Source organism: Lachnospira rogosae (ex Hitch et al. 2025) (assembly GCF_040096455.1).
Taxonomy (GTDB): Bacteria; Bacillota; Clostridia; order Lachnospirales; family Lachnospiraceae; genus Lachnospira; species Lachnospira rogosae.
In genome coordinates, this window is the sequence record NZ_JBBMER010000010.1 from 71,811 (window position 1) to 87,315 (window position 15,505).

10 protein-coding genes are annotated in these 15,505 nt (G+C 38.1%); 9 read left to right on the plus strand and 1 reads right to left on the minus strand.

All coding sequences use genetic code 11. From position 1 onward, the window contains the following. Nucleotides 1-54: 54 nt before the first annotated feature. The 7 genes from WMO14_RS12020 (at nt 55) to WMO14_RS12050 (ending at nt 11,280) form a co-directional block, all read left to right on the plus strand. Nucleotides 55-1,155, plus strand: coding sequence for an AI-2E family transporter (locus WMO14_RS12020; RefSeq protein WP_349153900.1), 1,101 nt, complete (start codon nt 55-57; stop codon nt 1,153-1,155). Between the two features lie 198 nt (nt 1,156-1,353). Further along, on the plus strand, nt 1,354-2,793 hold the full coding sequence (gene proS, locus WMO14_RS12025; RefSeq protein ID WP_022502355.1) for a proline--tRNA ligase: 1,440 nt from the start codon (nt 1,354-1,356) through the stop codon (nt 2,791-2,793). Nucleotides 2,794-3,325: 532 nt separating this feature from the next. After that, nucleotides 3,326-6,211, plus strand: coding sequence for a pyruvate, phosphate dikinase (ppdK, locus tag WMO14_RS12030; RefSeq protein WP_349153901.1), 2,886 nt, complete (start codon nt 3,326-3,328; stop codon nt 6,209-6,211). 267 nt (nt 6,212-6,478) lie between these two features. Continuing rightward, nucleotides 6,479-7,042 (plus strand): TetR-like C-terminal domain-containing protein, encoded by a 564-nt coding sequence (locus WMO14_RS12035; protein WP_349153902.1) that lies wholly within the window; start codon nt 6,479-6,481, stop codon nt 7,040-7,042. 154 nt (nt 7,043-7,196) lie between these two features. After that, nucleotides 7,197-7,745 carry an HdeD family acid-resistance protein gene (locus WMO14_RS12040; RefSeq protein WP_022502358.1) on the plus strand — a complete coding sequence of 183 codons (549 nt, stop codon included), beginning with the start codon at nt 7,197-7,199 and terminating at the stop codon, nt 7,743-7,745. Nucleotides 7,746-7,859: 114 nt separating this feature from the next. After that, nucleotides 7,860-9,257 carry a radical SAM/SPASM domain-containing protein gene (locus WMO14_RS12045; RefSeq protein WP_022502359.1) on the plus strand — a complete coding sequence of 466 codons (1,398 nt, stop codon included), beginning with the start codon at nt 7,860-7,862 and terminating at the stop codon, nt 9,255-9,257. A gap of 34 nt (nt 9,258-9,291) precedes the next feature. Continuing rightward, nucleotides 9,292-11,280: an oleate hydratase gene (locus tag WMO14_RS12050; RefSeq protein ID WP_349153903.1), complete on the plus strand. Its 1,989-nt coding sequence runs from the start codon at nt 9,292-9,294 to the stop codon at nt 11,278-11,280. Between the two features lie 219 nt (nt 11,281-11,499). Here WMO14_RS12050 and WMO14_RS12055 read toward each other — a convergent pair whose 3' ends face one another. After that, nucleotides 11,500-12,756, minus strand: coding sequence for a CCA tRNA nucleotidyltransferase (locus WMO14_RS12055; protein ID WP_349153904.1), 1,257 nt, complete (start codon nt 12,754-12,756; stop codon nt 11,500-11,502). Nucleotides 12,757-12,964: 208 nt separating this feature from the next. Between WMO14_RS12055 and WMO14_RS12060 the strand changes: the two genes are divergently transcribed. Continuing rightward, a complete protein-coding gene (locus WMO14_RS12060) occupies nt 12,965-14,014 on the plus strand; it encodes a YutH/CotS family kinase-like spore coat protein (RefSeq protein WP_022502362.1) in 1,050 nt (349 codons plus the stop codon). A gap of 48 nt (nt 14,015-14,062) precedes the next feature. After that, the gene (locus WMO14_RS12065) at nt 14,063-15,505 is read left to right on the plus strand and encodes a PEGA domain-containing protein (protein WP_349153905.1); all 1,443 of its coding nucleotides are present in this window, start codon (nt 14,063-14,065) and stop codon (nt 15,503-15,505) included.

The following is a 15,505-nucleotide window of genomic DNA, read 5'->3' on the forward strand; positions in this document are numbered from 1 at the left end:
TGTGGAATTATTTCATATATAGATGATGAATTATTACGGAGGAGATTGTATATTTTGCGTGATGAAAAGAGTGGTAAGACCAGAATAAAATTTCTTTTTGGAATAGCTGTTATAGTGGCGGCTGTATATATAAGCTTTAAGTATCTGATTGTGTATGTATGGCCATTTGTTATAGGTGTGTTTATAGCAGTTATACTTGAGAAGAAGATAATATATCTGTCAGATAAGCTATACATAGGACTAGATAAGCTTTTAGCATGGAACAAAAGAATAACAATTAAGAAAAAGAAGTGTCAGGGGATTGCTGCAACGATTATTGTATCATTGATATTTGTTGTACTGCTGGCACTTTTTAGTTTTATAATTTTTAAGGGTGTAGATGAGTTCAGCAGGCTGTTAAGAAACCTTGATTATAACCTGATTGCGGTAAAGCAGCTCACAGCCAGAATGTGTTTTGATGCAGATGCATTTCTGGGACTGGAAGGAGGCTGTTGTCTTGAGTCACTTATTGCGTGTGGACATAAACTTATGAGCATAATGCCTGAGAAGATAATATTGATATCTGCTCCAGTTGTAAAAAATATTGTTATTATTGTGGGTGGAATTGTTGTATGCTTCATAGCAGTTATATATCTTGTGTCTGATTTGCAGAAGTTCAGGGATAATATAAGACAAGTAGTATTCTATGAAGAAATCCGTATGATATGGAAAGAAGTAAGAAGGCTTATAAATATTTATTTCAAAGTGCAGCTAAGAATTATGCTGATTAACTCTGGGTTATGTATGTTGGCATTTGCGATACTTAAGAATCCATACGCTATTGTGCTGGGAATTATTATAGGGATAATTGATGCACTTCCTGTATTCGGAACGGGTACTGTGCTTATTCCATGGATATTAATAAGCTTTCTTATAAGAAATTACAGATATGCGGTAATTTTGTTAATGGCATATATAATCACGTATTTTGTGCGTGAGATTATGGAGTCCAAGAGTATGGGCGACAGACTGGGAATATCACCATTTACAATGCTTGTGATAATATTCACTGGACTGCTTGTATATGGTGTGGCAGGTTTTATAACAGGACCGGTAAGTTATGTCATAATTAAGGCATTGGTTATAAGACTTAGGTGTGAAATGGGGATAGAGTAGGCATATAAAATATTTAAATAACGGATATCTGTGTTCTACTTGAAAATCCCTGCTGAAAATGTTAGACTATTACAGATTATGTGAGCTTTAATATGTGGATAACCTGTAGCATCTTTTATTGTGGGTTATCTGCTTAGATTACAGGCTTGCGGCACATTTAACAGGACGCGCAGACAGCGCAGGAAATGAGGTATATTTATGGCAGAGGATAAGAAGTTAGTAGAAGCGATTACTTCCATGGATGTAGACTTTGCACAGTGGTACACAGATGTATGTAAGAAGGCAGAGCTTATGTCATATTCAAGCGTTAAAGGATGTATGATATTTAAGCCGGCTGGATATGCAATCTGGGAGAATATAAAGAATGAAATGGATAGAAGATTCAAGGAAACAGGCGTAGAGAATGTATATCTTCCTATGTTTATTCCAGAAAGTCTTCTTGAGAAAGAAAAGGATCATGTAGAAGGATTTGCACCAGAGGTAGCCTGGGTTACTTATGGAGGACTTAATCCACTTCAGGAGAGAATGTGTGTAAGACCAACATCTGAGACACTTTTCTGTGATTTCTACAAGGATGAGATACAGTCTTACAGAGATTTACCAAAGGTATATAACCAGTGGTGTTCAGTTGTAAGATGGGAGAAAGAGACAAGACCATTCCTTCGTTCAAGAGAATTCTTATGGCAGGAAGGACATACAGCACACGCAACAGCAGAAGATGCAGAAGCACGTACACAGCAGATGCTTAATCTTTATGCTGACTTCTGTGAGGAGGTTCTTGCTATCCCGGTTATCAAGGGCCGCAAGACAGATAAAGAGAAGTTCGCTGGTGCAGAAGCTACTTATACTATCGAAGCACTTATGCACGATGGAAAGGCCTTACAGTCAGGAACAAGCCATAACTTTGGTGATGGATTTGCTAAGGCGTTTGGTATACAGTATACAGATAAAGATAACAAGCTTAAGTATGTTCACCAGACATCATGGGGAACAACAACAAGACTTATCGGTGCTGTTATTATGACACACGGCGATAATTCAGGACTTGTGCTTCCACCTAAGGTTGCACCAGTTCAGGTTGATATTATTCCTATTATGCAGAAGAAGGAAGGTGTGCTTGATAAGGCATACGAAGTAAGAGATGCTATCAAGGCAGCAGGTCTTAGAGTTAAGGTTGATGATTCTGATAAGAATCCAGGCTGGAAGTTCTCAGAGCAGGAAATGCGTGGTATTCCAGTAAGAGTTGAGATGGGACCAAGAGATATTGAAGCTAATCAGGCTATCGTTGTACGCCGTGATACAAGAGAGAAGATTACAGTTGCAATTGATGAACTTGCAGTTAAGCTTCCGGAAATTCTTGACACTATCCAGAAAGATATGCTTGAGAGAGCAAGAGCACATAGGGATGCACATACATATGTAGCAGTTAACTATGATGAGTTCAAGGAAACAGCAGCTAATAAGCCAGGCTTTATCAAGGCTATGTGGTGCGGTGAGCAGGCTTGTGAAGATAAGATTAAAGAAGAGACAACTTGTACATCAAGATGTATGCCATTTGCACAGGAGCAGTTAAGCGATGTGTGCGTATGCTGTGGCAAGCCAGCTAAGAAGATGGTTTATTGGGGTAAGGCATACTAATTAAATGCAGCAATTCTGACATATCAGTGAACTGCATAGTAATGGGAGCAATCCGAGGGCATAAGTCAAGGGCAGAGTACCTTTTGCCTCTGACATTAATATATAAGATTATATAGAATACTGATAAGAATGGCAGACAATCCGTAAATACGGCTGGTTACCAGACTTGTCAGTATTTTTTACATTTATTTTATAAATATTAACACTGGATTTACGATTGCATACAAGCAGATTTTATAAACTCCCCATATATTATATATAGTCTTTAATTAAGCTGTTATCTGCAAAATACGTAGGGCAGACAGATTGATAAAGACCAGACTGAAAATGCAGAACACATAATTACCAGAAGCTTTAACGGGCAGGAATATAATTCCATAAATTGAATACAATATAAATACAGCATAAAATTAAAACAATATATGAATTGCTTAGAACTCGTTGATGTATTAATAAAAGTATGTTATACTTTTAACAATAAATTAACGGACGTAATAACTAAATACGTTATAGGAATAATGGAGGGAAGCTTATGGCGAAATGGGTTTACAGATTTTCAGAAGGCAACGCTTCAATGCGGCCATTACTTGGTGGAAAAGGAGCTAATCTTGCAGAGATGACAGGGCTTGGTATGCCAATTCCACAAGGTTTCACAGTTACAACAGAGGCCTGCACTGAATATTACAGACACGGAAAGCAGATTACAGATGAGATACAAGCTCAGATATTTGAAGCTATTGGCTGGCTTGAGGAGTATAACGGAAAGAAGTTCGGGGATACACAGGATCCTCTCTTAGTTTCTGTAAGATCAGGTGCAAGGGCATCTATGCCGGGTATGATGGATACAATACTTAATCTTGGACTTAATGATGTGGCAGTTGAGGGCTTTGCGGTTAAGACAGGTAACCCAAGATTTGCGTATGATTCATATAGAAGATTCATACAGATGTTCTCAGATGTTGTTATGGAAGTTCCTAAGTCATATTTTGAGAAGATTATAGATGAAGTTAAGGCTGATAAGGGTGTTGTATATGATACAGAGCTTACAGCAGATGATTTAAAAGAACTTATTGTAAGATTTAAGGCTGTATACAAGGAAGCTATGAAGGGTGAAGAGTTCCCACAGGATCCTAAGGTTCAGCTTATGGAAGCAGTTAAGGCAGTATTCCGTTCATGGGACAACCCTAGGGCAATTGTATACAGAAGAATGAATGATATTCCGGGCGACTGGGGAACAGCGGTTAATGTACAGACTATGGTATTTGGTAATAAGGGTGATACATCAGGAACTGGTGTAGCATTTACAAGAAATCCATCTACAGGTGCTAAGGGAATATACGGAGAATATCTTATCAATGCACAGGGCGAGGACGTCGTTGCTGGTGTCAGAACACCTCAGCCAATAACACAGCTTGAGAAAGACCTTCCAGAGTGTTATTCACAGTTTATGGAACTTGCAATGAAGCTTGAGAACCACTACAAAGATATGCAGGATATGGAATTTACTATAGAAGAAGGCAAATTGTATTTCTTGCAGACACGTAACGGCAAGAGAACTGCACAGGCGGCTATCCAGATTGCGTGTGATCTTGTAGATGAGGGAATGATAACACCTAGGGAAGCAGTAATGAGAATAGAAGCTAAGTCTTTAGACCAGTTATTACACCCAATGTTTGATACTGATGCACTTAAGGCAGGGGAAGTTATTGGAGAAGCACTTCCAGCATCTCCTGGAGCTGCCGCAGGTAAAGTAGTATTTACAGCCGAAGAAGCCAAGGAACTTGGAAAAGGCGGCAAGGGAGAAAGAGTTATCCTTGTAAGACTTGAGACATCTCCAGAGGATATAGAAGGTATGCACGCTTCACAGGGCATACTTACAGTAAGGGGAGGTATGACATCACACGCTGCTGTAGTTGCAAGAGGTATGGGTACTTGTTGTGTTTCAGGCTGTGGAGCAATATCTATAGACGAGGAAGCTAAGCAGTTTACACTTGGTGGATATACATTTACAGAGGGGGATTATATATCACTTGATGGTTCAACAGGTAAGATATACAAAGGCGATATTAAGACAGTGGAAGCTACTGTAAGCGGTAATTTTGGAAGAATTATGGCTTGGGCTGATGAATATAGAAAGCTTGGTGTAAGAACTAACGCAGATACACCAGCAGATACTAAGAATGCTGTAAGGCTTGGTGCTGAGGGAATAGGACTTTGCCGTACAGAGCATATGTTCTTTGGTGAAGACAGAATTCCTAAGTTCAGAAGAATGATTCTTTCTGATACAGTGGAGAAGAGAGTAGAGGCATTAAAGCCGATTGGTGAGTTCCAGAAGGCAGATTTCAAGGCTATGTATGAAGCACTTGAAGGCAGGCCAATGACTGTAAGATACCTTGATCCACCTCTTCACGAATTCGTGCCAACAGAGGAAGAAGATATTAAGGCACTTGCAGATGATATGGGACTTACAGTAGAAGAAGTTAAAGCAAAATGTGAGGCACTTCACGAGTTCAATCCAATGATGGGACATAGAGGCTGCCGTCTTGCAGTAACATATCCAGAGATTGCAAGAATGCAGACAAGAGCTGTAATGGAAGCTGCGATTGAAGTTTCAGAAGAAAAAGGCTATGAGATTACACCAGAGATAATGATACCTCTTGTGGGCGAGAAGAAAGAATTAAAGTTCGTTAAAGATGTTGTAATAGAAGAAGCGGAAGCTGTTAAGAAAGAAAAGAATTCTGATATCAGGTATAAGATTGGTACAATGATAGAGATTCCAAGAGCAGCACTTCTTGCTGATGAGATTGCAGAAGAAGCAGAGTTCTTCTCATTTGGTACTAATGATCTTACACAGATGACTTTTGGATTTTCAAGAGATGATGCAGGAAAGTTCCTTGACTCATATTATAAGAGCAAGATATATGAGTCAGATCCATTTGCAAGATTAGACCAGAATGGTGTAGGACAGCTTGTTAAAATGGCAGTTGCCAACGGAAGAAAGACAAGACCAGCACTTAAGTGCGGAATATGCGGAGAGCACGGTGGAGATCCATCAAGCATAGAATTCTGTCATAAGGCAGGACTTGATTATGTAAGCTGTTCACCATTCAGAGTACCTATTGCAAGACTTGCAGCAGCACAGGCAGCAATCGCCAGCGAATTGCAGAATGACAGTGAAGGTGACACTAATGCCGCGGCTAAGGAAGGCATAGATACAGATGAGCTTAAGGAGAAAGCTAAGAAAGCTGCTAACGAAGCCGCCAAGGTAGGCAGGGAAGTAGCTAAAGAGGCTGTCAAGGTGGGTAAGGAAGCCGCCAAGGCCGGTAAAGAGGTAGCATTTGCAGGGGTGGCTGGACTTAAAGCAGGAATAGCAGAAGCGAAGAAGGCTTATAAAGAGAATAAGAATAAAGATAACTAGGTCGGATTATTTACACAGGTATTGGTGTGATTGTGTTATCATAATAGTAAAAGAGCTAATCATTAATATGCAGGCATAGCTTTGTGGCATATAATGGTTAGCTCTTTACATTTTAAAAGATATGGCTGAATTTATATTTGAAATAATAATATGGTATAAAAATTAAATTAAAGTTGGATTTTTAAGGTAGGCGAAAAGCCAAACCTGTGTTATATTATAGAACATATAAGCTGAATATATATTTAGAATGTGAGGATAGATATTACTATGGCTAAATTTACAAAAAGAGCTATAATGTTAAGCCTTTTAAAATTACTAAAGCAGAAATCAGTTGATAAAGTTACGGTTAAAGATATATGTGATGAGTGTGAAATTAACAGAAACACATTTTATTATTATTTTAAGGATATATACGATGTTCTCAATAACATATTTATGGAAGAGATTGAGAAGAATTTAAGAGAAGCTGGAAGTAATGGTTCATTTTATGAGGAGTACAGCAGGGCTGCGGAGATACTTGTGGAGTATAAGGACGTTGTGATACACGTCTATAATTCCAGGAACCGCGATATTATTACCAATTATCTTGAAAAGATGACCGCTGAGGTAGTAAGAAGTTATATTGCGGCTAAGAGTGAGGGTGAGAATATCTCAGAAAAGGATCTGGAATTTATGTCATATTTTTATGGCTATGCGATAATCGGAAGTACATATAAATGGATAGAAAGTGGTATGCAGGCTGATTTTGAGCATTTTATAGCAAGAATTTCTGAGTCAATAGATGCAACACTTCCAGTTATGATTTCAAAAGCTAAAGCAAATAGTAACTAACATTTATAAAAATTTCATTTTCAGACAGATTGAGGGAAGTGTACGAATTTAGGTACACTTCCCTCAATCTGTCTGTATTAATTGATATGAAAATGAGTTATCCTAACTTTAAGTTAAAGAATTCACAAAGATATTTAAGAAAGGAGGCAGCATTATGAATGGCATAAAGAACTTTAAGAATATGTACAGTATTCTTACAATATGTCTTATTCTTGTTGGGGCTGTACTTCTTATAGCACCGGGAATTGCGTTAGATGTTGTGTGTATAATATTCGGGATATATATGATAATATACGGCGCAGTCAAGATTATGGGATATTTTGCAAAAGATGCTTACCAGCTTGCATTCCAGTTCGATCTGGCACTTGGTATAGTTATTGCAATTGTGGGAATTGTATTTGTGTGCAGGACAGCAAGAGTGGTGCAGTTGTTATCAACCTGTATAGGAATTGTAATGCTTGTAGATGCGACATTTAAAATACAGACATCTATAGATTCCAAAAGATTTGGAATAAGCCGCTGGTGGCTGATGCTTATACTGGCAGTTATTGTAGCTGCGATTGGCATATTGCTTATATTAATGCCGGGTGAGACAACAAGGCTTATGGTAAGGCTTATAGGGCTTAATCTGTGTATGGATGGAATTCTTAATCTTGTTATCGTGATAGATACGGTTAAGACAGACAAAGCATTAAGGCAGTGATTATATAGATAATTAACGCAGTAGTTAACAATTGGAATATTAATAAATAATTAATACAGATCATAAGAGTTTATACAATAAAGAAGAAATTAAAAGCGACAGGAGTTGAAAAAAATGGGAACAATTACACATAAAGCAGGAAGAGTAGCCGTAGGAAAAGCAGCAGATGTTGTTATTAAAAATCTTGATAAAGATAGAGAAAAAGAGATATTAAAGCTTGTCGATTTTATGGAAAAATATATGGATGGTGAGAAGCTTGATGTTGATTTTGACAGCGTGAGAAAGAAAATCAAAGATAAGGACAGTGCACTTAATAAGTATATTAATAAGGCATTAGATGAGATAGACCCTGGCGTATTAAAGACTATGGTGCTTAATCTTGGATTTGAGGCATTCTTAAATGGAACTAAGACAATAAGAAAGATGAGAGAAAAGTATAACTGTAATGTTCCTTGGCTCATTCTTATGGATCCTACAAGTGCCTGCAACCTTCATTGTACAGGCTGCTGGGCGGCAGAATATGGCAACAGGCTTAATCTTACATTTGACGAAATGGACAGTGTTGTAACACAGGGCAAGGAGTTAGGAATATATCTTTATATGTTTACAGGCGGTGAACCACTTGTAAGAAAGAGCGACATAATAAAGTTATGTGAGAAGCATAATGACTGTGCATTTCTTTCATTTACTAATGGAACACTTGTTGATGAAGCATTTTGTCAGGAGATGAAAAGAGTAGGCAATCTTTATCTTGCAATAAGTCTTGAGGGATTTGAAGCAGTCAATGACTTAAGACGTGGCGATGGCGTATATGGCAAGGTTATGAATGCAATGGATCTTTTAAAGAAAAATGGTCTTGTATTCGGTACTTCAATATGCTACACATCTAAGAATACAGAAACAGTAACAAGTGATGAATTCATACAGCTTATGGTAGATAAGGGCTGCCGTTATGCAATGTATTTCCATTATATGCCAGTTGGAAATGATGCTTCAGTTGAATTGCTTCCAACACCAGAGCAGAGAATATATATGAAAGACCGCATAAGACAGATAAGAAGTCTTACAACAGGACAGGGCTTATTTACATTTGATTTCCAGAATGATGGTGAGTTCGTTGGTGGCTGTATAGCAGGCGGAAGAAACTATTTCCACATTAATGCAAATGGTGATGCAGAGCCTTGTGTATTTATTCATTATTCAGGTGCGAATATAAGAACTAATACATTACTTGAGATACTTAACCAGCCATTATTTATGGCATATAGAAAGAACCAGCCATTTAATAAGAACCATTTAAGACCTTGTCCTATGCTTGAAAATCCTGAGATTTTACAGAAAATGGTCAAGGAAACAGGTGCTAAATCAACAGATTTACAGTCGCCAGAGACAGCAGAGCATCTTTGCAGCAAATGTGTTCCATATGCCAATGCGTGGAAGCCATATGCTGATAAGATATGGAGTGAAACTCCTGTAAAGAAGAGTAGCTATGAGAATTATGGACATTGTTGATTGCAGGTCAGCAGATATGTGAAAGGAGAAGCTTATGAGTAAGAAGTCAATCGGAAGCAGGACATTAAAGGCGGGAGCAGCACTCCTTGCAGTAGGAGCAGGAGTTGCGGCTATTAATGCAAAGAATAAGAACGGTACAGAGAAGAAAGAGATAAAAGAAATACAGAAGAAAGAATACGAGCAGTACAGAAATACTGAGCGTGGTAAATATGATAAGAACAGCAAGGGTATATATTACTCAAATGGTAATTATGAAGCATTTGCAAGACCAGAAAAGCCAGAGGGCGTTGATGCTAAGTCAGCATATATTGTAGGTAGCGGACTTGCCTCACTTGCAGCGGCTTGTTTCCTTGTAAGAGATGGCCAGATGAAGGGAAGCCATATTCACATTCTTGAAGCTATGGATATAGCTGGTGGTGCGTGTGATGGCATTAATGATCCAACAAGAGGGTATGTAATGCGTGGCGGTAGAGAGATGGAGAATCATTTTGAGTGCCTTTGGGATTTGTTCAGAAGTATTCCATCATTAGAGAAGCCGGGTGCATCAGTGCTTGATGAGTATTATTGGCTTAATAAGCACGACCCTAACTATTCACTTTGCAGGGCAACAGTTAATCAGGGTGAAGATGCACATACAGATGGCAAATTCAATTTAAGCCAGAAGGGCTGTATGGAGATAATGAAATTGTTCTTCACTAAAGATGAAGATTTGTATGACAAGAAGATTGAGGATTTCTTTGATGAAGAAGTGTTTGACTCGGATTTCTGGCTCTACTGGAGAACAATGTTTGCATTTGAGAACTGGCACAGTGCGTTAGAGATGAAGCTTTATATCCAGAGATTTATTCATCATATAGGCGGACTTCCAGATTTCTCAGCACTCAAATTCACTAAGTATAACCAGTATGAATCACTTATCCTGCCTATGCAGAAGTATCTTGAGGAAGCAGGTGTTAAGTTCCAGTTCAATACAAGGATTGAAAATGTTATATTTGAGTTCAAGGATGGCAAGAAGATTGCCAGGACAATAGAGTGCAATGTCAAGGGTAAGGAAGAAACAATTGAGCTTACAGAGAATGACCTTGTGTTTGTAACTAACGGAAGCTGTACAGAGAGTACAATCTATGGTGACCATACTCACGCACCTGTAGGAGATGCAGAGGTAAGAACAAGCGGCTGCTGGAGTCTTTGGAAGAATATTGCAAAGCAGGATCCATCATTTGGACACCCAGAAAAGTTCTGTGGCAATGTATCTAAGTCTAACTGGGAGTCAGCTACAGTTACAACAAGTGATGAAAAGATTATCGATCATATTAAGAAGATATGTAAAAGAGATCCTAGAACAGGAAATGTTGTTACAGGCGGTATCGTAAGCTGTAAGGATTCAAGCTGGCTTCTTAGCTGGACAATTAACAGACAGGGACAGTTCAAGGAACAGAAGAAAGATGAAGTATGCGTATGGGTATACAGCTTGTTTACAGATGTAGCTGGCGATTATGTCAAGAAGCCTATGAAAGAGTGTACTGGTGAAGAGATTACAGCAGAGTGGTTATACCATATTGGAATACCAGTAGATGAAATAGATGAACTTGCTAAGAACCACTGCAATACAACACCTACGATGATGCCTTATATCACAGCATTCTTTATGCCAAGAAGAAAAGGTGACAGACCAGACGTTATACCAGATGGCTGTGTGAACTTTGCATTCCTTGGACAGTTTGCTGAGACACCAAGAGATACTATATTCACAACAGAATATTCAGTAAGAACAGCTATGGAGGCTGTATACGGACTTCTTGGCGTAGACAGGGGCGTTCCAGAAGTATGGGGAAGCGTATATGATGTAAGAGATCTCTTAGATGCTTCTGTTAAGCTTATGGACGGCAAGTCACCTCTTGAAATAGAACTTCCTGGCGTGCTTGATAACATTAAGAAACCACTCCTTAGAAGGATAAAGGGAACTGTAATTGAAAAGGTTCTTAAAGACCATAATGTTATTAAGGATTATATGAAGTATTAATATAAGCGATAGTTGTCTGATAAATACGATGTTTTAAGATAACATAGTGTTTAAAAATGCAGCATTTTAAAATAGTGCAGGAAACTGTTGTGCTATATACAGAATATCAAAAATATTTGTCATATAAAAAGCTCAGCCTCAAGCTGATGGATAATTCCAGCAGCTAGGGCTGAGCCTTTTTATGTATTAGGAAAGCACCTGTGATTGGTGCACATATGACTACTTTAAATTATCAAGAAGTGCAATTAAAGTAGCCTTATCATTAAGCTTAGGGTTCTCAATTACAATATCAAGCAGTGTATTAAGTGTATTGCCGATTTCTGCACCCTTAAGACCATATTCGATAAGGTCAACTCCTGTTATATCAAGGTCTTTTATTGTAAAGCAGTCACCTCTTTCAAGTATATCATCTGCCATACGCTGTAATTTATTCAGGTGGTTATACTTGGCAGGGTTACTTATAAATGTAATCTCTTCACTTGCTTTAATAGAAGCACGCTGTAATCTTATTACTAACATAAAAATGTCACGTCCACACTGATGAAGTGCTTCCCTTACAGCAGGTTCAGTTTCATCAATGTGAAGCGGGGTGTATGTTAATATCTTTACAACAGTATCAATAGTCTTGTTATCCATTCTAAGATTTCTTAAAGCTGTTCTTGCCTCATCAGGTGAGCATACAAAAAGAATTGCGGCTAATCTAAGTGGAAGCTCATTATCAGTATATTTGCAGGTAAGAAGCAGCTTCTTGGCATATCTGCCGGTAAGATTATCTGCTATTACAGGCAGAATATTATTAAAAAGACCTGTTGTTGCATAAAGACTGCAATAATCAGGGTTATCTGATAAAAGAGTCTTTTTAAGTTCTACGCATACACGTTCCATACTGACTTTATCTATATTGCGGTTAAGCTTTTCAATAGCCTTAAATGTATCCGGTTCAATGGTAAAGCCAAGCTGTGCAGAAAATCTTATGGCTCTCATCATTCTTAAAGCATCTTCTGTAAAACGCTCAATTGGGTTGCCAACGCATTTTATTATGCGGTTATTAATATCGTCTATTCCGCCATATTCATCGACAAGCCCAGTTACATTATTGTAAGCCATAGCATTTATTGTAAAATCACGTCTGCATAAATCGTCTGTCAGCCTGTCGGAGAATTCAACAGAAGATGGGTGTCTGCCGTCTTTGTATTCGCCGTCAATTCTGTAGGTTGTAACCTCATATCCAACATTGTGCAACATAACTGTTACTGTGCCGTGTTCAATTCCGGTATCAATTGTCTTGTTGAAATATTCTTTGATATCGGAAGGGAGTGCAGAGGTTGTTATATCCCAGTCATTAGGAGTGAGTCCCATAATGGAATCGCGGACACAGCCACCTACAGCATAAGCCTGATGACCGTGGCTTTTAATTGTGTTGATTATAAAGTCAACGTCATTAGGCATATCAATTTTAAAATTACTATAATCCATACTTAATTACCAATCTTTAAATTATTATTTTGATTTCATTTTTAAATCTTTAAATCTGTTATTTGGCTATATAAAATTTGCAATAGCTCGCATTATTACTGCCCATAATTTTAACAAAAAAAACTATGTTTGTCACTGAATGGCAAAGCATTTTTTATTGAACACGTGCATATGATAAGTAGGCCTAGTTGGATTGGAGGGTATATTCGTGAATGAGAAATCAGAAAAGGTGTTAGAACAATATAATATCAGCATTAACCGTATGATAAGAGGCAGGGGTGGTATTATTATTGCAACTGGACAGGGGTATAAACTTTTTACACAGTGTGAGAAGCCTGACAAGTATTATGAGAGGGAGAATAATATTACACAGATATTAAAATCAGCGGGATTTGGAAATACAGATACATATGTAAGAAATAATGAGGGACAGCTTGTGTCGCAGGACGAGGACGGCAGAAGATATATTTTAAAAGACTGGTTTGATGCGAAGGAAAGTGATGTAAAGGATATGGGGGATATGTGCAGAGCGGTGAGTATGATGGCGTATCTTCATATGGCATTAAGGGAGGCTGGAAGCGAGCTTAAGATTAATCCATGTGGTGAGACAGAGTACAAGGAGTATGCACAGGCAGAGCTTAAGGCATGCCAGAACAGGAAGGAAACAGCACTAAGAAAGACATATGTGAAGCACACAAGGGAATTAAAGAAAGCATACAATTATCTTAAGCAGAAAAAAGGCAGACAGACATTTGAGCAGCTGGCATTTAAGCATATCGGTGACTATTATGAGGAGGCGTGCAATGCAAGCGAGAGGCTTATGGACGAAAGATTTGATGAGAGGCTTCTAGATGCGGCGGTTAATGGAGAGATTTCGCATGGAAGCTATACTTACCATAATGTGCTTATCGGTGGAAAGGATACTTATGTTGTTAATTTTGACAGATATAAGAATGAGTGCCAGATTAGTGATTTGTACCAGTTCATAAGAAAAGTTATGGAGAAGTATAACTGGGAAAATAGTGTGTTCTACAGGCTTCTTGATGAATATGACAGAATATGTCCTCTTGATGATAATGAGCTTGAACTTCTTATGACACTTTTGTCATATCCGGAGAAATTCTGGAAGATAATTAACCAGTATATTAATAGTAATAAATCGTGGATTCCAGATAAAAATGTAGATAAACTAAGGAAGGTTATTGAGCAGAATGAAAGAAGAAGAGAATTAATTGATAAAATATGCTGTGTGTGGTAAAATTCCCATAGGTATAGCCAATAAACGATTATAATCAGGATACAGGGAATGAAACATACATTTATATATAATAAAGCTAATAGAACAAAGAACGAAAGTGGTATTACAAGAAGCAGGACACATCTGTTTAACATAGTTAAGCCATATTCGGTTGTAAAGAGAATGGCAGTTATTATAATGACTGCCATTATGATAATATGCCAGACAGGTTGTGGAACATCGGGAAGTAACGGAGCGATTGTACCGGGCAGTTCAATTACACCAGCGAAGAAAAAGGGCAATGTAACAGACATAGCCAGGAACAGTGACAATGCAACACTAGTGGGGATAGTATCGTCAATAGATACCACGCTTAAGAATATACATTTTATTGATGTTGAAACTGGAACGGAATATTCAGTAATGTATACAGGTGGTACTGATATACAGGATGCTTATGGAAAGCTTAAGGCGGCGACATTGATACAGCCCGGAGAGATATATGATGTATACTGCAACAAATATGGCAAGGCAACCAAGATATATGGTTCAAAGAATGCGTGGAGCAGGACATCAGTTACGGATATAGAGCTTGATGAAAGCACTAAGAGTGTGGTAATTGGACAGACTACGCTTAATTACAGGGATTATACGGTAGTAACCTCTGGAGGTAATCTTATAAGCATTGCACAGATTGTAAAGGAAGATGAACTTACATTAAGAGGAATTGATGATAAGCTGTACTCAATATCGGTTGATAATGGACACGGATATCTGGAACTGACAGGAATAGATGCATTTGTAGGTGGTTATGTGACATTAGGAAGCAGTCTTTTGTATGGTGTTACACAGGATATGATGCTTACTGTCGGAGTTGGTACTTATGATGTTGAGCTTCAGAGTGCAGATATGACAGCAACCAAGAAAGTAACTATTAAGAAAGATGCGACTTCAACGCTTGATTTCTCAGAATATAAGCAGCTTTCAGCTAAAAAGGGTGCAATCAACTTCTCAGTTACACCAGAGAATGCAATTATGGCAATAGATGGAAGTGAAGTTGATTACTCAAAGCCTGTGTCATTAACATATGGTTCTCATACACTTACATTACAGGCTAACCATTATGAAACTTATACAGAGACATTTACGGTTAATTCAGATTACAAGACTAAGGTTATTGATATGACAAGTACAAGCTCGTCAACAACAGCAAAGACGACATCAGCGAGCCTTACTAATGGTTATAGTGTTAATATAACAGCACCATCAGGAGCGGCTTTGTATGTAGATAGTGTATACATAGGTGTTGTTCCCTGCTCATTTAGCAAATCAAGTGGTAACAAGACTATAACATTGTCACAATCTGGGTATAATACAGTAAGCTATACTATATCAATACCTAATACAGCAGGTGATATGACATATGCGTTCCCGGATATGACAAAGACAAGTGAGACTGCGACTGTACAGACGCCAACGGTAACAACGCCTACAGCCACATCTTCTAATTAG

Coding starts and splice junctions, on each gene's coding strand:
- WMO14_RS12065 (WP_349153905.1), top strand. CDS start 14,063: ATGAAACATACATTTATATATAATAAAGCTAATAGAACAAAGAACGAA.
- WMO14_RS12055 (WP_349153904.1), bottom strand. CDS start 12,756: ATGGATTATAGTAATTTTAAAATTGATATGCCTAATGACGTTGACTTT.
- proS (WP_022502355.1), top strand. CDS start 1,354: ATGGCAGAGGATAAGAAGTTAGTAGAAGCGATTACTTCCATGGATGTA.
- ppdK (WP_349153901.1), top strand. CDS start 3,326: ATGGCGAAATGGGTTTACAGATTTTCAGAAGGCAACGCTTCAATGCGG.
- WMO14_RS12035 (WP_349153902.1), top strand. CDS start 6,479: ATGGCTAAATTTACAAAAAGAGCTATAATGTTAAGCCTTTTAAAATTA.
- WMO14_RS12045 (WP_022502359.1), top strand. CDS start 7,860: ATGGGAACAATTACACATAAAGCAGGAAGAGTAGCCGTAGGAAAAGCA.
- WMO14_RS12050 (WP_349153903.1), top strand. CDS start 9,292: ATGAGTAAGAAGTCAATCGGAAGCAGGACATTAAAGGCGGGAGCAGCA.
- WMO14_RS12040 (WP_022502358.1), top strand. CDS start 7,197: ATGAATGGCATAAAGAACTTTAAGAATATGTACAGTATTCTTACAATA.